At 44.7% G+C, this 24154-nt stretch carries 19 protein-coding genes; 14 read left to right on the top strand and 5 right to left on the bottom strand.

Annotated features, from left to right (window positions below; all coding sequences use genetic code 11):
• Window positions 1-28 precede the first annotated feature (28 nt).
• The 3 genes from ABIO93_RS17805 to ABIO93_RS17795 all read left to right on the top strand — a co-directional run bounded on the left by ABIO93_RS17805 (window position 29) and on the right by ABIO93_RS17795 (window position 3394).
• The gene (locus ABIO93_RS17805; protein WP_348070045.1) at window positions 29-565 is read left to right on the top strand and encodes a YceI family protein; all 537 of its coding nucleotides are present in this window, start codon (window positions 29-31) and stop codon (window positions 563-565) included.
• Window positions 566-705: 140 nt separating this feature from the next.
• The gene (locus ABIO93_RS17800; protein WP_348070043.1) at window positions 706-2784 is read left to right on the top strand and encodes a TonB-dependent receptor; all 2079 of its coding nucleotides are present in this window, start codon (window positions 706-708) and stop codon (window positions 2782-2784) included.
• Between the two features lie 19 nt (window positions 2785-2803).
• Window positions 2804-3394: an HmuY family protein gene (locus ABIO93_RS17795; protein ID WP_348070041.1), complete on the top strand. Its 591-nt coding sequence runs from the start codon at window positions 2804-2806 to the stop codon at window positions 3392-3394.
• 34 nt (window positions 3395-3428) lie between these two features.
• Here ABIO93_RS17795 and ABIO93_RS17790 read toward each other — a convergent pair whose 3' ends face one another.
• Complete coding sequence (locus tag ABIO93_RS17790; RefSeq protein WP_348070039.1) at window positions 3429-4046, bottom strand: DUF1801 domain-containing protein; 618 nt, start codon at window positions 4044-4046, stop codon at window positions 3429-3431.
• Window positions 4047-4059: 13 nt separating this feature from the next.
• Window positions 4060-5100, bottom strand: coding sequence for a GNAT family N-acetyltransferase (locus tag ABIO93_RS17785; protein WP_348070038.1), 1041 nt, complete (start codon window positions 5098-5100; stop codon window positions 4060-4062).
• Window positions 5101-5483: 383 nt separating this feature from the next.
• Between ABIO93_RS17785 and ABIO93_RS17780 the strand changes: the two genes are divergently transcribed.
• The 4 genes from ABIO93_RS17780 to ABIO93_RS17765 all read left to right on the top strand — a co-directional run bounded on the left by ABIO93_RS17780 (window position 5484) and on the right by ABIO93_RS17765 (window position 11902).
• On the top strand, window positions 5484-5903 hold the full coding sequence (locus tag ABIO93_RS17780; RefSeq protein WP_348070036.1) for a hypothetical protein: 420 nt from the start codon (window positions 5484-5486) through the stop codon (window positions 5901-5903).
• Window positions 5904-6080: 177 nt separating this feature from the next.
• Window positions 6081-7232 (top strand): efflux RND transporter periplasmic adaptor subunit, encoded by a 1152-nt coding sequence (locus tag ABIO93_RS17775; protein ID WP_348070034.1) that lies wholly within the window; start codon window positions 6081-6083, stop codon window positions 7230-7232.
• Between the two features lie 34 nt (window positions 7233-7266).
• Complete coding sequence (locus ABIO93_RS17770; protein ID WP_348070032.1) at window positions 7267-10422, top strand: efflux RND transporter permease subunit; 3156 nt, start codon at window positions 7267-7269, stop codon at window positions 10420-10422.
• A 37-nt stretch (window positions 10423-10459) separates the two neighbouring features.
• Window positions 10460-11902 (top strand): efflux transporter outer membrane subunit, encoded by a 1443-nt coding sequence (locus ABIO93_RS17765; protein ID WP_348070030.1) that lies wholly within the window; start codon window positions 10460-10462, stop codon window positions 11900-11902.
• Between the two features lie 69 nt (window positions 11903-11971).
• Here the strand turns inward: ABIO93_RS17765 and ABIO93_RS17760 are convergent, their stop codons facing one another.
• Window positions 11972-14095 carry a carboxy terminal-processing peptidase gene (locus ABIO93_RS17760; protein WP_348070028.1) on the bottom strand — a complete coding sequence of 708 codons (2124 nt, stop codon included), beginning with the start codon at window positions 14093-14095 and terminating at the stop codon, window positions 11972-11974.
• Window positions 14096-14107: 12 nt separating this feature from the next.
• Window positions 14108-14866, bottom strand: a complete 759-nt coding sequence (locus tag ABIO93_RS17755) for an FKBP-type peptidyl-prolyl cis-trans isomerase (RefSeq protein WP_348070026.1) — start codon at window positions 14864-14866, stop codon at window positions 14108-14110.
• 287 nt (window positions 14867-15153) lie between these two features.
• On the opposite strand from ABIO93_RS17755, the gene atpA reads away from it, so the two are divergent.
• The 6 genes from atpA (at window position 15154) to galU (ending at window position 21313) form a co-directional block, all read left to right on the top strand.
• Window positions 15154-16731, top strand: a complete 1578-nt coding sequence (gene atpA, locus ABIO93_RS17750; protein ID WP_348070024.1) for a F0F1 ATP synthase subunit alpha — start codon at window positions 15154-15156, stop codon at window positions 16729-16731.
• Window positions 16732-16736: 5 nt separating this feature from the next.
• Window positions 16737-17621: an ATP synthase F1 subunit gamma gene (atpG, locus tag ABIO93_RS17745; protein ID WP_348070022.1), complete on the top strand. Its 885-nt coding sequence runs from the start codon at window positions 16737-16739 to the stop codon at window positions 17619-17621.
• A 133-nt stretch (window positions 17622-17754) separates the two neighbouring features.
• The gene (locus ABIO93_RS17740; protein WP_348070020.1) at window positions 17755-18486 is read left to right on the top strand and encodes an outer membrane lipoprotein-sorting protein; all 732 of its coding nucleotides are present in this window, start codon (window positions 17755-17757) and stop codon (window positions 18484-18486) included.
• Between the two features lie 128 nt (window positions 18487-18614).
• Complete coding sequence (locus ABIO93_RS17735; protein ID WP_348070018.1) at window positions 18615-19142, top strand: YceI family protein; 528 nt, start codon at window positions 18615-18617, stop codon at window positions 19140-19142.
• A gap of 201 nt (window positions 19143-19343) precedes the next feature.
• A complete protein-coding gene (locus ABIO93_RS17730; protein WP_348070016.1) occupies window positions 19344-20339 on the top strand; it encodes a GHMP kinase in 996 nt (331 codons plus the stop codon).
• Window positions 20340-20449: 110 nt separating this feature from the next.
• A complete protein-coding gene (gene galU, locus ABIO93_RS17725) occupies window positions 20450-21313 on the top strand; it encodes a UTP--glucose-1-phosphate uridylyltransferase GalU (RefSeq protein WP_348070014.1) in 864 nt (287 codons plus the stop codon).
• A 65-nt stretch (window positions 21314-21378) separates the two neighbouring features.
• Here the strand turns inward: galU and ABIO93_RS17720 are convergent, their stop codons facing one another.
• Complete coding sequence (locus ABIO93_RS17720; RefSeq protein WP_348070012.1) at window positions 21379-21771, bottom strand: hypothetical protein; 393 nt, start codon at window positions 21769-21771, stop codon at window positions 21379-21381.
• 34 nt (window positions 21772-21805) lie between these two features.
• On the opposite strand from ABIO93_RS17720, the gene ABIO93_RS17715 reads away from it, so the two are divergent.
• On the top strand, window positions 21806-24154 hold the full coding sequence (locus ABIO93_RS17715; RefSeq protein ID WP_348070010.1) for a PDZ domain-containing protein: 2349 nt from the start codon (window positions 21806-21808) through the stop codon (window positions 24152-24154).

Here is a 24154-nt window from a genome sequence, read left to right as displayed (position 1 = left end):
ATATTGCTTTATCCAAAAACCGGTTCAAATGCGCCATATTCTCAAATTTGCCCTGTCCATTATCATCCTGACGGGATGGGGCAACACTTTTGCTCAAACTTCCAAAATCGTCTCCGGTAGCACCAAATTCAGTGTAAAATTCGTGCTGGGCACTTGCGACGGTAGCTTTGAAGCACCGAAAGGATCAGCTGTTTTTGACGAAAAAAACCTGTCAGGAGCTTCATTTGATCTAAAAATTACGGCTGCAACATTCAAAACCGGTAATAATTCCCGGGATAAGGACCTTAAAAGTGAAAAGTACTTTTACGTCGAAAAGTATCCCGATATTCATTTCAAATCTTCGAAGGTGGAAAAGAAAGACGGGAAATTCCAGGCAACAGGTACCCTCACGATGCGTGACGTTTCCAAAACTGTGACATTGCCTTTTGAAGCCAAAAAAAACGCAGATGGCAGTTATGCCCTGTCCAGCACATTCGAAGTAAACCGGCTTGACTATAAAATCGGTGAAAAGGACTGGAAGCTGAAAGACATTGTCACCGTCACCCTCGCTGCGGTTATCAAATAACCGTTTCCTCGCTACAATAGTCACTTATTTCATTTCTCAGCAGCCTCAATTCAGAGTTATCACATAAATTTTATTCTTTCTTTGTATTTAGTCTAAATAATATATTCATTTGTGAATCTATTTAAATTTATTCTAAATAAATGAGAATTCGTTTATTTCCCCTCCTATCATTATTAACGACAGCAGGCCTGGCTCAGCAACAGACGCCGAGACCAGATTCTGTCAGGACGAATGTTTTGAATGAGGTCGTGGTGACGGCGACCCGGACTGAAAAGCTGCTTTCACAAATCCCTGTTCCGGTTACCCAGATCTCTTCCAATGAAATTAAAAACCGCGGAATGGTGCGGTTGAATGAGATACTCGCCGAACAAACCGGCCTGACCATTGTCACAGATCACGGAAAAGGCATTCAAATGCAGGGATTTTCGCCGGAGTACACAATGATCATGATCGATGGCGAACCGGTGATCGGACGTACATCTGGCACGCTTGAACTTTCCCGCATTGCTACTACCAACATTGATAAAATTGAAATTGTAAAAGGCCCTTCGTCCTCACTATACGGAAGCGAGGCGATGGCCGGGGTGATCAACATCATTACCCAGAAACAAAAAAATGGTTTTTCTTCCTCGTTATCAGCCAGATATGGCACGAATAACAACACCGACCTGTCAGTGGAAAGTGGTTTCAGGAAGAATAAGTTTGACATTGGCGGCTTTGTGAACCGCAACAGCAGCAGTGGCTACGCATTGCGGCCTGAAACTGGTACCAAGACAGTTTCCCCATTTGAAGCCTACACATTGAACCTGAGAAGCGGTTACCAGTTGACCCCGAAATCGGATGTAAGGGTTTCAGTGCGCTATCTTGACAGTGAGCAGGATGACCGATATTTTACCAACGGCCGATTTGCATCTGGAAAAGGGAATGAGAAAAATCTGAGCATCGCCCCGTCCTATCGGGTCAGGTTTAATGATAAACTCAATTCTTCGGCGAGGCTTTATTATTCGTCTTACAAAACAAAGTCCCTTTACAACTACGAGGATGACCATTCCTTGTTCGACCAGACATTCTTCAACCAGACATTTACGCGGGGTGAACTGCAAACGGATTACGCGGTCTTTTCCGGCCTGAAAGTGACTGCCGGCGCCGGTGCTGTACATGAAACCGTGGAAGCTACCCGGTACGAAGATCTGCAATCATTTAACTCAGGTTACGGCTATGTGCAGGCGGACTGGCAGCCTTTGCCAAGACTCAGCATCATCACTGGCGGACGTTTTGACGCTCATAGTGAATACAAATCACAATTCAGTCCCAAGCTGGCAGCCAGCTACAAGCTCACGGATCGTTTCATGGTCCTTGCCTCAGCTGGCAAAGGATATAAAGCGCCGGATTTCAGGCAATTGTACCTCAACTTCACTAATGCGGCGGTCGGCTACTCTGTTTTCGGATACATTGGCGTGGCCGACAGGCTCAAAGAATTGCAGCATGCAGGTCTCATTGAACGGGTACTCATAGATCCCTCTACATTGCAAAGCCTGGACGCTGAAAGCTCTACCTCATTCAATGCAGGATTCAGATACGCACCATTACCCGGGTTGGGCATCACATTCAATGCTTTCCGGAATAATATTAAAAACCTCATCAGTACCCAACCCATCGCACTCAAAACGAATGGATTGTTTGTCTATTCCTACTTCAACCTGAACAGCGTTGTGACGCAGGGCGCGGAGGCGGAGGTAACTTATTCGTTCGCTAAAAATTTCGAAGTGGCGCTTGGGGTACAGTACCTGGACGCTTTCGATCAGGCTGAAAAAGATAAGATCAAGGCCGGCGAAGTTTACACAAAAGACGAAAACAACCGCACCCGATTGGTCAAAATGAGCGAGTATGGCGGATTGTACAACCGTTCCAAATGGATGGCCAATGCAAGAATTTCTTACAACGATATTGAAAAAGGCATTACCGCTTCACTCCGCTCCATTTATCGCGGCAAGTACGGCATCAGCGACATTGACGGAAACGGAATTCTGAATGCAGACAGCGAATATGTGAAAGGATATAATGTACTCAACGCTTCTGTTTCCAAAAGTTTTTACAAAAACAGGCTGAGATTGCAGCTTACCGCCGAAAATCTACTGAATTACAAAGACATAGCCTCAGTGACCAACCTCCCGGGAAGACTGCTGTACGGAGGCATCAGCTTCAATTTTAATAAATAATCATAATCAACCAATCACAATGAGAACTCTAAAAATACCTGTACTAACGTTTTTTGCTGCCTCGATGCTATTTCTGACTGCCTGCAGTGACGACAATGAGAATGAGCCGGTAGTAGTGCCAGACCTGAAAATCAGTGAAGTAAAAGACCTGGACGGCTCGGCGGAATCGAAGAAAGATTCTGCTTTTTTTAATCTTTCCCTCAACAAGGAAGTGACGTCCTCTGAAAAATGGGACATTAAATTCAAGGGAACGACCATTTCCGTGAGCGGAACGGCGCAATTGCTGCAACTATCGAACGGGCAGCTGTTTGAAACTTACACTACCGCCCCAGCTTCCGGTTTTGATGCCACGGATATCAAAGGCTCGGGGTCGTGGTACAACTACACTGCCACCACAGAACCGCAGCACGCGATCATTCCGGTGCCCGGCAAAATAATCGTTTTGAAAACAGCTGACGGCAAATATGCCAAGATTGAAATGATCAGCTATTACAAGGGAAACCCAAGTACCAGCGCAGAGGCATTCAAAGATCTCACAACCCGCCCAGCCGCGAAAACATACACATTCAGATTTGTGTACCAGGCTGACGGCACTACCAACCTGAAATAAGATCAATGTAGACTGGCGGGGTTGTTCCGCCAGTCTATCTTAAATATTTCCAGTTCCTAATCTTCCCTTCCGCAAGCCATTCCAGCGCAGTTCCCATTCTTTTTTCCCTGGTAGCATCACTTTTGGCTTCGGTAATCCATTCCACATACTCCTTTTTCTGTGAGTAACTGAAATTAGTAAACGTTTTGAGCGCCTCCGCATTCTGTTGCAATGCTTCCTTGAAATAGGCGGGAACAATCAGCTCCTTACTAGCCGTGGGCTTTGGTTCCTTGGTCTGCTTTACGCCGCTATCGATCAGCTGCATGGCTTCTCTGATAAAGCCTGACAGATAATTTCCCTTCGGAAGATCATCCAGGCTGGTAATCCTGCCCAGCTGACCCATCGCAGTTTTTTCATCACCGGACGCCAGTAAATTATGCGGATCAGTTAGTTTGGAACCCAGCCAAAAACCAAATGCGCAATGCTGCTTAAATGATGCCATACTGCAGAGAATACTACCCTTATACTCGAAGTGTGGAAAACTCCATTTCATCGTTTCAGTCGCTTCCGGGCAGGTAGCGTGTACGAGTTCTCTGAGATAGGTCAAAATCGGGATCGCGAAAACGGCCGATTTCAAAATGTAGGTATCTATCCGGGGATCGGTTTGGGTCATCAGGTACGCATTATTATTTTTCCAAAATCGACTTCAAGTTATTCAATCCGTCCTGAAAATCCTTTCCTACCGATTTTTCCATGCCCATGAAAGGCAACATCACGTTCATGGGTATAGGCATAGCACCTGTAAATCCCCAGCGCACTTTCGTTGAGGTCGAATCGATCGTTTCGGTGGTCATATAAGCATCGTTCGTGCTTTCAAAAGGTTTCAGGAATCTAAGCTCGGTATTGACACGCTCGCCCTCTTCGATCTTCGTAATTTCCTGCTCGCCTGTACCTACGTCATCATTACCCTCCCACCTGGAAGTGAACCCTATCGTTCCGTCCGTTCCGGTGAAACTTTTCTTCATATTCGGGTCACGGGTTGCCCATACACTCCAATTATCCTGATTTTTCAGGGATTTGAGGTATTCGAAAACTTCGGGCTTCGGTTTGTTGATAACAATTTCCTTTTCAACAGCATAGTCTTTTGGCATCAGGAAAGCAGCAATCAGGACTAACGCGATCAGTCCGAGCAAAATGTAGAGCGCTTTTTTCATCAAGGGATTATTTTGAGGTGAATAACTAAACTTGTACTTTACTTCATCAAGATCTTCAATGGTTTCCATATTCACCATACCGGCTTTTTCCAGTACCCGTATGGAAGCTGCATTATTAACATTCACAAATGCAATCACACCTTTGGCATTCAATGTTGTTTTTGCAAAATGGATTAGTCCGGTCGCTATTTCGGTTGCAATTCCCTTCCCCCAATGCTCTTCCATAACCCGGTAGCCGATCTCATATTCAGCCCCGACCTTATCCAGTTTCGCCGCTCCGATCAACTCTCCTGTCGCCTCCTCCTCGATCAGGTACCTGCCCAGGTAAGTGTTCGCCCCATACTCAGCTAAAAATTTTCGAAGCATATCGTCAGACTGGGGCCGGGTCAGCGGGTATCCGGTCACATACTTCATAACCTGAGCATTGTTACTCAGTCGGAAATATTTGTCACCGTCCGCCGCCGTCATCTTGGTTAATAAAAACCTCCCCGCTTTAATCGTCTTGCTATTCATTGACCTGTGCTATTACCTGCTCAATTTCAGAACATTGAAAAGGTAAAATTGCGCCAAAAAACGCTGAATAGAGCGCTTATAATGTAAAAAATCTATTGAGGTAAAATTTAAACTAAATATAGATTTTTTATCAAATAAGTTACATCAATTCCTGAATGAAAAATTTATTTTTTTCTGAGGTTAACAGCCTCAGAAGCACAATATTCTTCATTTATTTTACCGTTAACAGACATTAACATTTACTAAAATTTGCTTTCTACATTTGAATTATTACATTTGAACTATTGCCAATTTGTATTAAAATCCCGATCTAATAGTTCCAATCATTCTTGAATTCATTATAAAAGTATGAATTTTTTAATGACCTGATCTCAATCAGCATCATGACAAAAAGAACTTTTGTATTGTTTTTCTGCCTTGCACAATTCATGGCATCCCTGCTGTTTTCGCAACAGCAAGCGTCCGCGTGCAAACTGGATCTGGGCACAAATGGCTTTTCTCCCTTTGCCATTGAAATGGCTGAAACTTCGGATCATTTTGTACTGGTCGATGATTCGATCCGCAAAAATGAAACGATCGTAAGGGCTGATGATTTCGAATGGAAGGAAAATTTGTCCGATCTGCTTCGTCATCGCCACTCTACCTACCGGTTTCTGACACTTGTCAATCAGGTTGCTCCTGAATACGTCATTCAGCGTATCCCGAAAGTGATCAGAGAATCCGTAACACTGCTTTCCGTTACCAAAGGTGTTATCACACTCCCTGACTATTACAGTTTTCTTCATCGCCTTTGCCCCTTTTGAAAATCGCCGCAAGCGTTCTTTAAATCCAATTTTCCGTAGCTGACGGACAAAACTGCGTGCCCCTTGCACATTGTTTTGCCGGCCATAACTGCACGACTTTACTGCCGGTTCCCCGCGCAGCTTAAAGGCTATTCCTATACCCGATCAAATATTATCACCCATTTTTACCTACTCATCATGAAAAATCTCCAATGGCCATTCTTGTTGATTATCAGCATTTTCACATACGGATGTGCCTCCAAAAGCGAAGGTATCTCCGAAAGCAAGGATAGCATCCTCACCATTCCCGTTACCGAGCTGAGGCCTCAGAAAACAGAGCTGCTGCGCGAATATGTAGGAGACATCCACGCTATCAGGAATGTTGAAATATATGCCCGGGTAAAAGGTTATCTCGAAGAAGTATATGTGGATGAAGGAAAGGAAGTGAAGAAAGGACAGACGCTTTTCAGGATCAATAATGAAGAATATGAAGCGCAGCTCGCAAAGGCGAAGGCCAATCTCCAAAGTGCTATCGCTGAGGCGAAAGGCGCAGAACTCGAACTAAAAAGGGTACGCTTGCTGGTCGAAAAAAATGTAATCACCAAAACAGAAGTGGAAGTCGCAGAGGCTAAACTGGCGGCTGTGAATGCAAAAATAGAAGAAGCGCGCTCCGAGAAATCCAATGCGTCGCTTCAATTGGCCCATACCGAGATCAAAGCACCATTTGACGGCATTATTGACAGGATTCCTTTTAAAATGGGAAGCCTCATCAATGAAGGAACGTTGCTGACTACACTTTCGGACACTAAAACGGTATTTGCCTATTTCAATGTCTCTGAAAACGAATACCTGGAATACGTGAGAGGAAGAGGAAAAGCCGCTGAAAAAGAAGCGATTGTAGAACTGGAACTTTCTGACGGTTCTTTTTTCAAACACAAGGGTAACATTGAAACGATGGAAGGGGCATTCGATGAAGGAACTGGCTCCATTGCATTCCGGGCGCGTTTTTCTAATCCTGAAAAGCTACTGAAACACGGCTCAACGGGAACGATCAGGCTTACTAATACAGTCGACAATGCTATCCTGATTCCACAAAAAGCCACATTCGAAATCCAGGATAAAAGCTTTGTATATGTGGTGGATAAAAACAATAAAATCAAAACCCGAAGCTTCGTGCCCAAGTCACGCTTCTCGACTTATTATGTAGTAAAATCCGGGCTGGAACCGGGTGAGAGGATCGTATGTGAGGGAATCCAGGGATTGAAGGATGGCGCTACCATTTCACCAAAAGTCATTTCCATGGACAGTCTTCATGTGAATGCTAGCAAAATAGAGCTTAGCGCACGATAAGAAGCAAACAAAACGCTCACCTGATCATTACATTATGTTTAAGATTTTCATAGAACGACCGGTGCTTTCGCTGGTCATATCGGTTTTTATTACCCTGCTGGGACTTTTAGCATTCAAAGACTTGCCTGTTTCCCAGTTTCCCGACATTGTTCCGCCCTCAGTGGTGGTGACTGCTACTTATACCGGTGCCAACTCGGAGGTCTGCGTCGATGCCGTTGCCGTACCGCTCGAAAAGGCCATAAATGGTGTGCCGGGCATGACTTACATGACCAGTGTGTCGGGGAATGACGGGGTTACTACCATTACCATTTCATTTAATGTCGGGGTTGACCCCGATCTCGCTGCGGTGAACGTTCAAAACCGCGTCCAGACTGTCATTGACGAACTTCCCGAAGAGGTAATCAAGGCGGGTGTTACCACCGAAAAAGAGGTGAACAGTATGCTCATGTACCTGGACGTTATGAGCACGGACTCGTCGGCGGCAGAGGATTTCGTTTACAATTTTGCCGACATTAATATCCTCAAAGAACTGAAAAGGATCGACGGTGTGGGCCGTGCGCAGATCATGGGTAGCAAAGATTACTCCATGCGGATCTGGCTGAAACCCGACCGTATGATGAGCTACAATGTATCTGCGGATGAAGTAGTGAAAGCCATTCGCGATCAGAATGTGGTAGCAGCCCCTGGGAAAACCGGCGTTAGCTCAGGTCGTGAGGTGCAAGTACTACAATATGTTTTGAAATACACCGGAAAATTATTCGAACCGGCTCAATACGAGAACATTGTGCTGCGCTCGAACCCGGATGGATCAATGCTGAAACTGAAAGACGTGGCCGATGTAGAATTTGGTACGCTTGAATACGACATGGCTTCCAAGTCCAACGGTAAGCCGTCTGCGTCCATTATGATCAAGCAGCGGCCGGGCTCGAATGCACAGGAGGTAATCAAAAATATCAAAACGAAGGTTGCGGAATTGAAGAAAACGACATTCCCACCGGGTATGGATTACTTCGTTTCTTATGACGTTTCGCGGTTCCTGGATGCGTCCATACACGAGGTGGTGCGCACGCTGATCGAAGCGTTTATCCTGGTAATCATCATTGTTTATCTGTTTTTGCAAGATTTCCGATCAACGCTTATCCCCGCGCTGGCGGTGCCGGTGGCATTGATTGGCACATTCGCGTTTATGCAAATGTTTGGCTTCTCCATCAACCTGCTGACTTTGTTTGCATTGGTACTGGCCATCGGTATTGTTGTCGATAATGCCATTGTCGTCGTCGAGGCAGTGCATGCGAAGATGGCCGAGAAGCATATCGGAGCGCGGGAAGCTACTTTGGAATCAATGAAAGAAATGAGCGGCGCCATTATTGCGATCACATTGGTCATGTCCGCGGTGTTTGTTCCGGTGGCATTTATGTCAGGTCCCGTCGGGATTTTTTACCGTCAATTTTCCATTACGCTTGCCATTTCGATCGTCATATCCGGTATTAATGCATTGACATTAACGCCTGCTCTTTGCGCATTGATGCTGAAAAACACGCACGGCGAGGCTTCCAAAAACTCACTTTTAGATCGGTTTTTCAAAGGTTTTAACAATGGCTATGACGGTATTTCTAACAAATACAGAAAGCTACTGTCGCTCATTATTAACCGAAGAGTCGTGACGGTAGGTTTATTAATCGCGTTTTGTGTGGGTACTTATGGCATTAACACCATTCTTCCAACGGGTTTTATTCCAACCGAAGATCAGGGAGTGATCAATGTGAATGTGACGACGCCGGTAGCCGCTACTGTGGAAAGAACCGAGGCGGTACTGGACGAAATTCAAAAAGTAGCGCAGTCCCTCGAACCCGTCGAATCGGTTTCCAGCTTATCGGGATACAGTCTCATCACAGAATCTGCCGGATCATCTTACGGTATGGCCATGATCAACCTGAAACCCTGGGATCAGCGAAAGGCTTCCGTGCAGGATATCATTGCGGAGATGGAGAAAAAAACCAGGCACATTACCGACGCCGAAATCCAGTTCTTCCCTCCTCCTACCGTCCCCGGTTTTGGTAATTCAAGTGGTTTTGAGCTGCGGGTACAGGATCGATCAGGAAGTGATGATCTTCAAAAAACGGCTGACATTACCAACAAATTTGTCAAAGACTTGATGGATTCGCCCGAAATCGCAAATGCTTTCAGCAGCTTCGATGCGAGTTTTCCACAATATATGATCCACGTCGACGCTGATATGGCTTCAAAAAAGGGAGTTTCGGTGGACGCGGCCATGAGTACGCTTCAAACATTGATCGGAAGTTTATATGCCTCCAATTTCATCCGCTTTGGCCAAATGTACAAGGTAATGGTGCAAGCTGATCCGAGTTTCAGGAGAAGCCCGGAAGATATTCTGAAACTATATGTCAAAAACAGTCGCGACGAAATGGTACCGTTTTCGACATTTATCAAACTGGAAAGGGTTTACGGCCCCGAATTGCTCACGCGGTACAACATGTACACCTCCGCGATGATCAACGGTGACGCTGCACCCGGGTATAGCTCTGGCGACGCGATCAAAGCAGTTGAAAGGATTGCTGCGAAAAGTCTTCCAAAAGGCTTTACCTACGAATGGTCAGGAATGACGCGGGAAGAGATCCTGTCGGGTGATCAGGCTATATATATTTTTGGTATCTGTTTGCTTTTCGTTTACCTGCTTCTGGCTGCGCAATATGAAAGTTTGCTACTGCCATTACCGGTTATTCTATCGTTACCGACCGGCATTTTCGGAGCATTCCTGGCACTGAAACTAATGGGGCTGGAAAATAATATCTATGCGCAGGTTTCGCTGGTCATGCTCATTGGTCTTTTGGGTAAAAACGCCATCCTGATCGTCGAGTACGCCATTATCCGGCAAAAAGAAGGACGTTCCGTCATTGAGGCGGCCCTGGAAGGTGCTACCGAAAGGCTCCGTCCGATCCTGATGACATCGTTCGCATTTATTGCGGGTCTTATTCCGCTGGTCATGGCTTCCGGTGCTGGCGCCATTGGTAACCGGTCTATCGGTACAGCCGCGGCTGGGGGTATGCTCATCGGTACGCTGTTCGGGGTCATTATTATTCCGGGGCTTTACGTTCTTTTTGCCAGCATGGTTATCCAGAAAAAACCTAAAATGGCAACCCCTGAAAAAGAGGAAGCAGTACTTGACTAGCAGCCTTTTGCACAAATTCTCACCAAGATGATCGTTAATGAAACCATATAAAAAGTTTAACTACCTCCTTGTTTCCGGACTAACCCTGTTCGCATCCGGTTGTAAACTCACTCAGCCCGTCGAGCAGGCCAAACGCATTGAAGCGCCGAAAACATTTCAGGAACGGACTGATTCCACCAGTATAGGCGCGATTCAATGGCGCACTTTTTTCAAGGACAGTCATTTAATTGCGTTGATTGATACTGCGCTACAAAATAATCTGGATTTGAAAGTAGCAGTGCAGCGCATTGAAATGACCCGTTCCAACATTCTGATCGCCCATGGCGCATTGCTTCCTTCGGTATTAGGCGATATTTCGGGCGGCGGGAGGAAATTCGGTGACTATACGATGGACGGCGTCGGCAATTACGATACCAACTTTTCCGAGAACATTGATAATGATCGGAAACTACCTGCGCCATTCATGCCCGACTATTTTGTGGGATTGCGAAGTTCCTGGGAAATTGATATCTGGGGAAAGCTCAAAACACAGAAAAAAGCAGCGTACAATCGTCTCTTGGCGTCTGAAAAAGCCAGGCACGCAATCGTAACCGGCCTCATCGCCCAGATCGCCACGTCGTACTACCAACTGATCGCGCTGGACACGGAGCTGGACATTATCCGTAAGAACATTGCCTTGCAGCAATCCGCAGTTGAAACCATTAAAATTCAAAAGGAAGGTGGCAGGGCTAATGAACTCGGAGTACAGCAACTCACGGCGCAGCTGCTTAATACCCAGAGCCTTGAATTTGATGTTCAGCAGAAAATAATTGAAACTGAAAACATCCTGAATGTATTGCTCGGTCGCTTTCCGCAGTCGATTAAGCGCGGCACGACGCTTGAACAAGTACTACCTGCTTCTATCCAGGCGGGAGTTCCTGCCACGATGCTCAAAAGGAGGCCGGACGTGCAACACTCACAGTTAGATTTGCTTGCTTACTATTCCGATCAGCAGGCCGCTCAGCTGGCCTTTTTACCCTCGCTGAACATTACCGCATTTTTAGGTTTTAATTCATTCAAAAGCAGCTTATTGTTTTCGCCAGGCTCCATTGCTTATAGTGCTTTGGGGGGATTGACCGCTCCATTATTAAACCGTAAAGCTTTGAAAGCAGGACAAAAAAGAGCCGAAGCTGCGAGCCTGGAAGCATTGTATAACTATAATAAAACAGTCGTTACAGGATTTCAGGAAGTAAGTAGCAGTCTCAAAAAACTGGAAAATAGCCAAAAAATCGGGGATTTGAAAAAGCAGGAAGTTGAAGTGCTGCAACAGGCAGTAGCGACATCCAAAGACCTTTTCCTGACTGGTTACGCTTCGTACCTGGAAGTCATTACTGCGCAGCGAAGTGTTTTGCAGGAAGAATTGAATCTTACCAATGTGCAAAAAGAACAGTTTCTGGCGCTGATTGAATTGTACCGGTCGCTGGGCGGCGGCTGGGAGTAATCAATGTATAAGACAACAAAAAAGCACGGCTCGTCAAAATCCGTGCTTTTTTGTTGTCTGTTGAATGGCTTATTTCTTCTTGGTACCAGCTAAGCTTGGTTCTTTGGAGATGACAATTAGATCCGCGAGCATTCTGCCCGTTTCAGTGAGGTAGATATCCTTTTTCTTTTTGACCTCTTTCGGAGCTTCTGCTACTTTGGAATCCGTTTCGTCTTCTTCATCTACGTCGCTGTCTTCGCCAAGTTGCTTCATAGCTGCTCTTTTCTTCTCTGCCACATCGCGTTCAATTTTACGCTTTGATTCCTGAAGAGAAACAACTTTGTTCTCCCGCGCTTCTTTGAATTCGTCCAGCGTTTTCACCAGTGTTTTCAATTCTTCGTCAGATTTCAAACGCTGATTGTATTTACCTTTCAGCTGATCGATCACCTTCGGATTCACATTATTGGTCATTTCATACTTCGAAGAAGCAATTTGATCCCATGGTAATGCACTTGGCTGAGAACCTTCGCCATATTCATTGACTTTAAATGCAGTTGGCAATTCCAAATCAGGCATTACTCCTTTCAGCTGGGTACTGCTGCCATTGATCCGGTAAAACTTCGCAACGGTCAATTTCACCTGCCCCAATTGGTCCGTTTCTTTCGGAACCCACTGGTTCAGATCGATCAATGTCTGAACGGTACCTTTACCATAAGTTTGCTCGCCAACAATAATGCCACGTTTGTAATCCTGAATAGCAGCTGCGAAAATTTCAGAAGCAGAAGCACTAAAACGGTTGACCATCACTGCCATAGGGCCATCGTAAGCAATCGCAGGGTCGTTGTCCGACTGAACTTCGATCTCTCCCTGACCTTCTTTCACCTGAACTACGGGACCTCTGTTGATGAACAATCCAGTCAGTGAAACAGCCTCTGTCAGTGAACCTCCTCCATTGTTACGAAGGTCGATAACGATACCATCTACATTCGAAGCCTGCAAGTCAGTAATCAGTTTCTGTACGTCGCGGGTAGTGCTTGAAAACTCTTTCTCTTTATGTTGCGCCCCTTCAAAATCACGATAGAATAATGGAATGTCAATTACGCCAATCTTGAATTCTTTGTTAGCATTATTGATCGAAACAATCTCGCTTTTAGCACGTTGCTCTTCCAGTTTAATTTTCTCGCGAACCAGTCTGTACTCTTTTGGAGGAGTCCCTGAAATCGCATCAGCGGAAATAACCTGCAGACGTACAACTGTTGACTTAGGTCCTTTGATCAATTTAACTGCATCGTCTACAAACCAGCCTACGATATCAACCATTTTGCCTTCGTCTCCTTGCGCAACTGCGATAATTTTATCTTCTTTTTTCAATTGCTTTCCTTTGAAAGCAGGACCGCCAGGAATGACTTCAACGATTTTTATGTAGTTGTCTTCCTCACGCAAAAGTGCCCCGATACCTTCCAGGGACTGGCTCATTTCCTGTTTGAAACGGTCAGCCGAAGTAGGTGCCATATAGCTCGTATGCGGGTCCATAGACTCTGCGTACGCGTTCATGAACATCTGGAAAACCTGCTCTGTACGAATGCGCCCCAAAGCACGATCACGATTTTTGTAGCGGTCACGTAACATGGTAACGACCGAAGTATCCGCCTTTCCCGATAATTTCAAGTCCAGCGCTTCACTTTTCAGGTACTTGCGCCAGGTATCGTTCAGCTCCTCTGTGTTCTTGGCCCACGTCGCTTTATCACGGTCCGTGTTCATGGATTCATCCGCAGTGAAGTCAAATGGCTTTGGCTCCTTTAATAATGTCTGGATAAAATCGCTTCTCTCTTTGTAGCGTTTTCTGAACACATTATAAATCTGGAAGGGAACATCCAGTTCTCTTTTTTGCAAATAGTCATCGAAAGAGTCCTTATTCTTCTCAAATTCCTTGATATCCTCAGCCAGGTAATACAGCTTGCCGTGGTCAATTCCATCGATGTATTTATCAAAAATCGCTTCTGACAGAGAGTCATTTAGTTTTGTCTTCCTGTAATGATAGCTTGATAAAATACGGGTAGTCAGCTCCTCAGCTTTGTACTGAGCCGGCACGGGCTTGATATCATCTTCCATCGAAGTTTCAACGGAAGGCACTGCCGTGGCCTTATCCTGAACGGGGCCCCGTTGCCAACCGAGCAACACAACCGGAATAAGAGTGATTAAGTACTTTTTCATTGTTGAATTTTGCTATTTAACAATTTCTAATAATTCAACCTCAAACACCAAAGCTGAATAGGCAGGTATCTGAGGGCCCGCCGCACGTTCTCCATAAGCCAGTTGGTAAGGAATGAACAATTTCCATTTAGATCCTACCGGCATTAACTGCAGCGCTTCTGTCCATCCTTTAATAACACCATTTACCGGAAACTCCACCGGCTCTCCTCTGTCTACGGAACTGTCAAAAACCGTTCCATTGGTCAGCGTACCGTGGTAATGTGTTTTTACTTTATCAGTAGCGGCTGGCTTTGGGCCTTCACCGGTTTTGATCACTTCATATTGCAAACCGCTTTCGGTGGTAGTAACGCCAGTCTTTTTCTTGTTTTCTTCCAAAAACTTCTCGCCTTCTACCCGCACTACTGCACCTTTTTCTTCCATGTTCTTTTGAAAATAATCGCCAATAAATTTGTTTGCTTCCTCCGACGAGAACGCCGTTTTATCCCCTTTTAATGCTGCGTTGATCGTTTTTGTAAGAACTTCTGTGTTGATATTACTTATTCCTTGTGCAGCTAGCGAAGTTGAAAAACTAACTCCAATCGCCGCAGACAAAGAATCCATCTGATTTTTGAGTACGGTTGCAGTCGATGCTGCTTTTACTGGTGCGGCTGTTGATTTCTTTACGGTCGCTGCGGGTTTGGCCGCTTTTTTAATAGTCTGTGCTGTGCTTTGTGATGTTACCAAAACTCCTAATACTAAGACTGCTGCAATGGTTTTTTCTAATCTGTACATTGAACTGATGGATGGTCGATAAGTTTAATTTAGAATGCATAAGTGATATTAACGAACTCAATTACAACAAAAACACAAATAGTACCTAAAAAAGTTTTAGAAATGTTATTTCCAGATGATAAGCGGTAATTTCACCATTGAGCAATCCATAGAGACATTACCTTGGAAAAATCTAATTTTATATGACAGGTTTTAATCGAAACATTCTTTTTAAACCAAAATAAAACTCTACCTTTGCGGCAGTTTTCAAAAACTTACTACTATACTCTAAATAAGTCAAATATACTATGGTATCTGTTAGACCGGATGAAGTTTCGGCCATCCTGCGCGAACAACTTGCAGGAGCTAGATCAGAAGCAGAACTCGAAGAAGTAGGAACAGTCCTTCAGGTTGGTGACGGTGTTGCCCGCATTTATGGCCTTTCCCAGGTTCAGGCAGGTGAGCTGCTTGTTTTCGAGAATGGCCTTAAAGCCCTTGCTCTTAACCTTGAGGAAGACAATGTCGGAGCCGTGTTACTAGGTGATTTCAGCGACATTAAAGAAGGAGCCACTGTGAAGCGTACCAAAGAGATCGCTTCGGTGAAGGTTGGCGACGGAATTATTGGCCGTGTGGTTAACACCCTGGCTGAGCCGATCGACGGTAATGGCCCGATCCTTGGAGAACTTTATGAAATGCCGATCGAGCGTAAAGCTCCGGGGGTAATTTTCCGTCAGCCGGTTACAGAACCTCTTCAAACTGGTATTAAAGCGATCGATGCGATGATACCCATCGGCCGTGGACAACGTGAGTTGATCATTGGTGACCGCCAGACTGGTAAAACAGCCGTTGCGATCGACACCATTATCAATCAAAAAGAATATTTCGAAAAAGGCGAACCGGTATTTTGTATCTATGTAGCCTGCGGACAAAAAGCTTCTACCATCAAAAGTATTGAAGCTACACTTCGTCGCTACGGTGCAATGGACTACACTGTTATCGTTGCTGCGGGTGCATCAGATCCATCACCAATGCAATTTTACGCGCCATTCACAGGTGCTGCGATCGGTGAGTTTTTCCGTGATACCGGCCGTCCTGCGCTGGTTATTTATGATGACCTTTCCAAACAAGCGGTTTCATACCGTGAAGTTTCCCTTCTTCTTCGTCGCCCTCCGGGACGTGAAGCTTATCCGGGAGACGTATTTTATCTGCATAGCCGCCTTTTGGAGCGTGCTGCAAAAATCATCGCAGATGATACCATTGCCAAAAACATGAACGACCTTCCTCCATCATTGAAGGGGATCGTGAAAGGCGGTGGTTCATTAACTGCACTTCCAATCATTGAAACACAAGCGGGTGACGTTTCTGCTTATATCCCTACCAACGTAATTTCAATTACCGACGGTCAGATATTCCTTGAATCCAACCTGTTCAACTCCGGTATCCGTCCTGCGATCAACGTGGGTATCTCGGTATCACGTGTGGGTGGTAATGCTCAGATCAAATCCATGAAGAAGGTTTCGGGTACCCTGAAACTGGATCAGGCGCAGTTCCGTGAATTGGAAGCTTTTGCCAAATTCGGTTCTGACCTGGATGCTGCTACCAAGCTTGCGATCGACCGTGGACGCCGTAACCAGGAAGTTTTGAAGCAGCCTCAGTACTCACCAGTTCCTGTTGAGCAACAAGTAGCAACTGTTTATGCTTCTACCAAAGGCTTACTGGATTTAGTGGATGTAAACCGCGTGAAGGAGTTTGAAAAAGATTTCCTAACTGTTTTGAGCGGTCAGTACAAAGACACTTTATTAGCATTGCGTGCAGGAAAACTGGATAACAGCGTGACAGACGTAATTGAAAAAGTTGCGCGTGAAATTGCTGTAAAATATCGTTAAACATTATGGCGAGCTTAAAAGAAGTCCGTAACCGGATCGTATCCGTTAATTCCACGCAGCAGATCACCAAAGCCATGAAAATGGTTGCAGCTGCAAAGTTGCGCAGGGCACAGGATAACATCATGCAGATGAGACCCTATGCTCAGAAACTTGGTGAAATGCTAACTACTGTATCATCAGGAGCAGAAAGTGCGGTTGACAGCCCATTGAAAACGGTTCGCGCGATTGATAAGGTTTTGATAGTAGTTGTTACTTCAGACCGCGGATTATGTGGTGCTTTCAATACCAATATCGTTAAAGCAACATTGCTGCTTATCGAACAAAAATATGCTCAGCAAGCAGCAAAAGGAAACGTTGAGATCTTTGCCATAGGAAAGAAAGGCGCAGAATCGCTTGCAAAAAGAGGTTTTGTAGTCAATAAAACCTACATGGATATTTTCGGAAGGTTAAATTTCGTAAATGTCAAATTGGCTGCAGAAGAAATCATGAAGGCGTTTGCGGATGGTCGCTACGATGCGGTGGATTTGGTTTACAACGAATTTAAAAACGTTGCAACTCAGATCATTCACGCAGACCGTTACCTGCCGATTGCAACAGAAGACAAAACAAAAAGAACAAAGAAGTCTGAGGTTAACTACATTTTCGAGCCGACTGAGGAAGAGATTCTTGCTGAATTGATCCCGAAATCATTGAAAATTCAGCTTTATCGTGCTGTTTTGGAATCCAATGCATCAGAGCAAGGTGCCCGTATGACGGCAATGGAAAAGGCAACTGAGAATGCTCAGGATCTTTTGAAAGAACTGAAATTGGTTTACAACCGTACGCGTCAGGCAGCGATCACGAAAGAGATCCTCGAAATCGTGGGTGGAGCGGAAGCCTTGAAAAACTAAGATTTACTTTTAGTATCAAATACAAAACGAGCGGATTATGACAATCCGCTCGTTTTTTGTTGTTATTAACTTAGCTAAAATTACAATATTGGACCGTGATAACAGTTCAACCTTTAAACCATCACTTACCTACATGTTGAAATCAATTCATATAAAAGCCTTTATAATCGTCCTGCTCGTCGGAATCATGCATACCGTTTCCGCGCAGACCCTGGACGAGATAATCAATAAGCACATTAAGGCAATGGGCGGCGCTGATAAACTGTCTAAACTGGAAAGTCTGAAAATTACTGCCGAAATGGATGTAATGAATATGAAAGTGCCCATTACCACGACCATTATCCAGAACAAAGGCTTTCGCAGCGAAACGACCGTGCAGGGCATGACCGTGGTGCAGGCTGTGAACGGGACTACCGGCTGGGCGATCAACCCGATGACGGGACAGACAAAAGCTACTGCATTACCCGAAGAAGCTGTGAAATCCATGACCGCCGAAACGGATCTGACGGGACTTTACAAGTACAAGGAAAAAGGCTACGTCCTGACACTTGACGGCGAAGAGGATCTGACCGGCGCGAAAGTCTATAAAGTAACGATGACATTGAAGAATGGTATCCAGCGGATCAACTACATTTCGAAGGATACCTTTTACATTCTTAAAATTATTGTTCACATGAAAATGAATGGACAGGAAATCATGTCAGAGAACACCCAGTCCGATTTCAGGCAGGTAGAAGGCATTTACTACCCATTTACCTCCGAAGTTTCAACGTCAGCGATGCCCGGAACGAAAATGACATTGAAAATTACTGACCTGGCCGTCAATCCAAAAATTGATCCCAATATTTTCACTATGCCCGAATAAGGTTATTAGAGGCCATTTTCAAAATCCTGGGAAAAATTTCCAGGATTTTTTTTATGTACCTGAAACTAATTTTTGAAGATACGTGTATATACATTAAATGTCATTACATATATAAAACAAATAAAGATATGGCTACTACAAAATGGGCAATTGACCCAACACATTCCGAAATCCAGTTTAAAGTAAAACACCTTGTTATCTCTACAGTAACAGGTTCTTTCAAAGCTTTTGAAGGCGGCGTTGAAACAGAAACAGAAGATTTTGATGGCGCAACAGTGCATTTTTCAGCAGATGTTGACAGTATTGATACCAATCAGGCACAACGTGACCAGCATTTGAAATCAGCAGATTTCTTTGATGCTGAAAACCATCCTAAACTCTCATTTAGCGGGAAATTGAGTAAAAAAGGGGACGATAGTTATAAATTGACTGGTGATTTGACAGTTAAAAACGTAACCAAAGCAGTTGACTTCGCAGTAGAATACGGCGGAAATATGACTGACTTTTATGGTAACAATAAATCAGGTTTTGAGATCTCTGGTAAAATTAATCGGAAGGAGTTCGGCTTGGAGTGGAGTGCTGTAACAGAGGCAGGTGGTGTAGTAGTAGGTGATGACGTGAAATTGATTGCCAATGTTCAGGTAGTGAAACAATAAGATTAGTAAACCAATTCTCATAAGAAAGCGCGGATATTTTTATCCCGCTTTTTTTGTTTATACACGGTTCATTAATACATTTCACGATATTGCCGGAATGTCGGTTCCGGTCAGCGGTTACTTAATAATTCCGGCCTATAAGGGCAAAACCTTATTGTATCGTCATCTAATTATTACTTTTGATCAAAAAAGACTTTTACATTGATTATTGAAACACGTGCTTATGCCCGGGCCGGGTTACTAGGCAATCCTTCTGATGGTTTTTTTGGAAAAACGATAGCTATTTCGGTTAGAAATTTCGGTGCTTCCATCTCGTTATACGAATCTCCCGAGCTACACATTGAGTCGCAACCGCAGGATGTGAGCACATTCCGAAGTATTTTCCATTTGCGTGATTCAGTAAGTATGCTGGGTTATAATGGTGGGATTCCGCTGATAAAAGCCGGGATTAAAAAGTTCGGTGACTATTGCGAGGAAAAAGGCATTCGTTTGCCTAACCGTAACTTTACAGTTCGCTACCGCTCCTCCATTCCCCGTCAGGTAGGAATGTCCGGGTCCAGTGCCATTGTGGTCGCATTGTTCAGGGCGTTAATGCAGTTTTACAAGGTTGAAATCCCGATCGAGATTTTGCCCCAGCTCATCATGGTAACCGAAACCGAAGAGCTGGGCATTACTGCCGGCTTGCAGGACCGCGTGATCCAATGTTATGAAGGTTGTGTTTATATGGATTTTGACAAAACCATGATCGAACAAAAAGGCCATGGAAAATACGAACGTCTGAATCCTGAGCTGCTTCCTAAGCTGTACGTTGCCTACAATACTAACCTGAGCAAAGTTTCCGGCAAGGTACACAGCGACGTAAGGGCCAGATTCGACCGGGGCGAAAGTGATGTGATCGACGTATTGGGACAGATCGCAAAAAAAGCAGAAGACGGGCGAAGCGCATTGCTCGAAGGAAGATCCGACGACTTACATCAACTCATGAATGAAAATTTTGATTTGAGATGCCAGATCTACAATGTTCCCGATTCCAACAAAAGGCTGATCAATGCCGCACGGGCATGTGGCGCATCCGCCAAATTCGCAGGTTCCGGCGGAACGATCATTGGTATTTATCGCGATGATGATATGCTGAACCAGCTATTTGTACAACTGAAAAAGCACAATGCGAGGGTTATTAAGCCGTTTGTGGTTTAGAGCGATTGGCTGTTAGCCAAAAGCTAAAAATCCACCCAGTATCTATAAAAACATTAATCAAAAAAAGCCAATAGCTAACAGCTAATCGCTAAAAGCTAAACACTCAAAACATGATCCGTAAAGCCGTAATACCTGCTGCCGGGCTTGGTACCCGATTTTTACCGGCGACCAAATCGATGCCCAAAGAAATGCTTCCTATCATTGACATTCCTACCATTCAATATGTGGTTCAGGAAGCTGTCGATTCAGGAATTGAGGATATTTTGATTATTTCCGGAAAAGGCAAACGTGCGATTGAAGACCATTTTGACCGGAATGTTGAACTGGAAAGTCGTCTGGAAGAGAAGGAAGACTTAATGTGGTTCAATGAAATGCGCCGCCTGGCCGACATGGCTAATGTGCATTTTGTACGTCAGAAAGAAGCGAACGGGTTAGGAGACGCGATCTACTATGCACGTCATCACGTTGGTAATGAGCCTTTTGCTGTATTACTGGGTGACACCATTATGGATTCGGTAATACCGGTTACGCAGCAATTGATGGACACTTACGAGCAGTATGGCGGATCGGTGATCGCGGTGGAAGAAGTGCCAGCCAACAAGGTAAACCGCTACGGAATTGTGGGCGGGACTTCGCTGAGCGACACCATTCTTGAACTGACGACATTGGTTGAAAAACCCGCGCTCGATCTTGCCCCGTCTAACCTGGCGATCGCAGGCCGCTACATTCTAACTCCCGAAATCTTCAATACCATTGAACAAACGCCCAAGGGAAAGAACAACGAGATTCAGCTGACCGATTCATTGCTGTTGCTTTTGAAACGTGAAAATATTTACGCGCATCACATTGAAGGCAAACGTCACGACATTGGCGACAAGCTTGATTACCTGAAAACTACCGTTGAATTTGCATTAAAAAGAAAAGAATTTGCCGAGCCTTTCCGCAAATTCCTCATTGATATTTTGAATAAATAAAACCATAATATGTAAGCCATAGCTATTGTGTTGTGGCTTACATAATTATATCGTCAACTCAGATTTCAGTCTTTCTTGGGCTCATAATCGATTCTGACAATTCGCTTTCCATGCTCTCCTACCGGCCCGACAGAGACATTTTCTACATTCATGCTTTTCTCTTCAAGCTCCTTTTCAGCCCTTTTTTTGCCTTTTACTTTTTTTCCATTGAGGTAATAGGTCACACTATCATCAGGATAATTGAATGCATTAAAATACGGTGACACAACGACGTCCCTTTTTACTCTTACCCATTCGCCACCCACCGGACTCACGTAATCGACAGTTTCTCCCTTGTTACCTCTGATTTGATCATAAGTAGGAAAATGATCATCCTTCTTCTTAGTTTGGGCAAATGAAGTATTTTGCACAAAAACCAGGAGCATTAAACCTGACATAATCCCGGATAACTTTTTCATACTTAGACCGAATAGCATTAATTCCTGAACACCAATGATAATAAAAAATACAACGCTGCTGCTGATTTGCCTAATGCTGTTTACAAAAACAGGTATTGCGCAAAATTTCTACGTTTCTCCACAAGGTAACGACACGAATGCAGGTACGTTACAGCGGCCGTTGAAAACAGTTGACAAAGCGCTGTCACGGATCAATGCCCACAACGGTCCACAGGCCGCGATAATTCTCCGCGAGGGCAGCTATTACCTTGAAAAACCTATCCTCATTACCTCTGCATTAATCGAGGAAAAAGTACTCTCCATTCAGGCTTACCAGAAAGAAGAAGTAGTACTGAGCGCCGGAAGGTTGATCCAGCCACAATGGGAAAAACATGAAGGAAACGTCCTGAAAGCTAAAATTGAAAAAGCAGGATTCGAAATGCTTTTCGTCAATGGGCAGCAGTTGCCTATGGCACGCTATCCAAATTATGACGCGGATGCAAGAGTTTTCAATGGTACTGCCGAGGATGCCATCGCGCCAGCCCGGGTAGCAACCTGGAAAAATCCCGCGGGAGGATATGTACATGCATTACACCAGGGCGAGTGGGGAAGTTTTCATTACCGGATCAAAGGTGTAAAGAATAATGAGCCGGAGCTGGAAGGCGGCTGGCAAAATAACCGACCTTCTCCCCTGCATCCCAAACAACGTTTTGTAGAGAATATTTTTGAAGAGCTGGACGCGCCCGGCGAATGGTTTTACGATCATAGTACGCAAACGCTATATCTTTATCCGCCCAAAGGTGTGGATATAAAAACTGCCAGAATCGAGGTTTCAAATCTTAACCATATCATTGAACTAAGGGGTACTACTCAAAAACCATTGAAAAATGTCACGATCAAAGGCATTCGATTTGAGCATACAGAACGTACTATTATGGAACATTATGAGCCATTGTTGCGTAGCGACTGGATGATTTATCGCGGCGGAGCGGTCGTGATGGAGAACACTGAAAATTGCCAGATCAGAGATTCTGAGTTTACCAATCTGGGCGGCAATGCGGTGATGATCACAGGCTATAATGTCAAATCAGGTGTGACTGGTTCGCACATTCACCATATCGGGTCGAGCGCTATTTGTTTTGTAGGTGATTCTTCTGCCGTCCGTTCAGCAGCATTTGGTTACGAAAACTTTGTTCCTTTTGCTAAAATGGACAAAACACCGGGGCCGAAGAGTAACCATTACCCGCTGCAATGCTTCGCGGCAGACAACTTGATCCACAACATTGGCAAAATAGAAAAACAATGTACCGGTGTTCAGATCGAAATGGCTTCTGAAATCCATGTGAGCCATAATACGATCTACAAAGTTCCGCGTGCGGGGATCAACATTGGAGATGGCGCCTGGGGAGGACATTTGATCGAGTATAATGATGTATTTGAGACCGTACTAGAAACCGGCGATCACGGTGCATTCAATTCCTGGGGACGCGACCGTTTTTGGCATCCCAACCGGAAAACAATGGATAGTCTGGCGATGGCCCACCCGGAACTGATACTACTGGATGCGCAAAAACCTGTTGTGATCCGCAATAACCGTTTCCGCTGCGACCACGGCTGGGACATTGACCTCGACGACGGCAGCAGCAACTATCACATATATAATAATGTACTTCTGAGTGGCGGTTTGAAGTTTCGGGAGGGCTTTCAAAGAATTGCGGAGAACAACATTATGATCAATAACTCCTTTCATCCGCATGTCTGGTTTAAAAACAGCGGGGATATTTTTAGAAAAAATATCGTGATGCGGCCTTACTTTCCAATTTTGGTCAAAGACTGGGGCAAGGAAGTTGATTACAATCTTTTTCCAAATCAGGCGGATTTGACCATTGCGCGCTCCAATCACACGGATACGCACAGCAAGTTCGGAGATGCAGCATTTATTAATCCTGAAAAAGGAGATTACGGGGTCAAGAATTCCAGTCCGGCTTTGTCATTGGGCTTTAAAAATTTCCCGATGGATCAGTTTGGTGTTAGAATTGAGAAACTGAAAGTAATGGCCGCGAAAGTCGCTTTCCCGGTATTGTTAAATGCAGAACTTGAAAAAAATATGCAGGAAATGACCTGGCTGGGAGCCAAAATCCGGAATGTACAGGGACTGGGCGACCGTTCTGCATTCGGGCTTCCAGACGAAAAAGGAATTGTGATCGTGGATATTCCCGAAAGCAGCATTCTGGCCAAAAGCGGTCTTCAAAACAATGATGTGATCGTTCAGGCTAACAAAGAAAAGGCCGATAATGTAGTAAGGCTGGAAGCAATTCGCCAGCAGGTGAACTGGACGGGCCAAATGGACGTGGAGGTTTTAAGAAATCAGAAGAATGTTAAGCTGAAACTCAATTTGAAATAA

It is taken from the genome of Dyadobacter sp. (assembly GCF_039919315.1).
Lineage (GTDB): Bacteria > Bacteroidota > Bacteroidia > Cytophagales > Spirosomataceae > Dyadobacter.
Note: the sequence above shows the minus strand (reverse complement) of the source record. Positions and strands in the feature narration are given on the sequence as shown.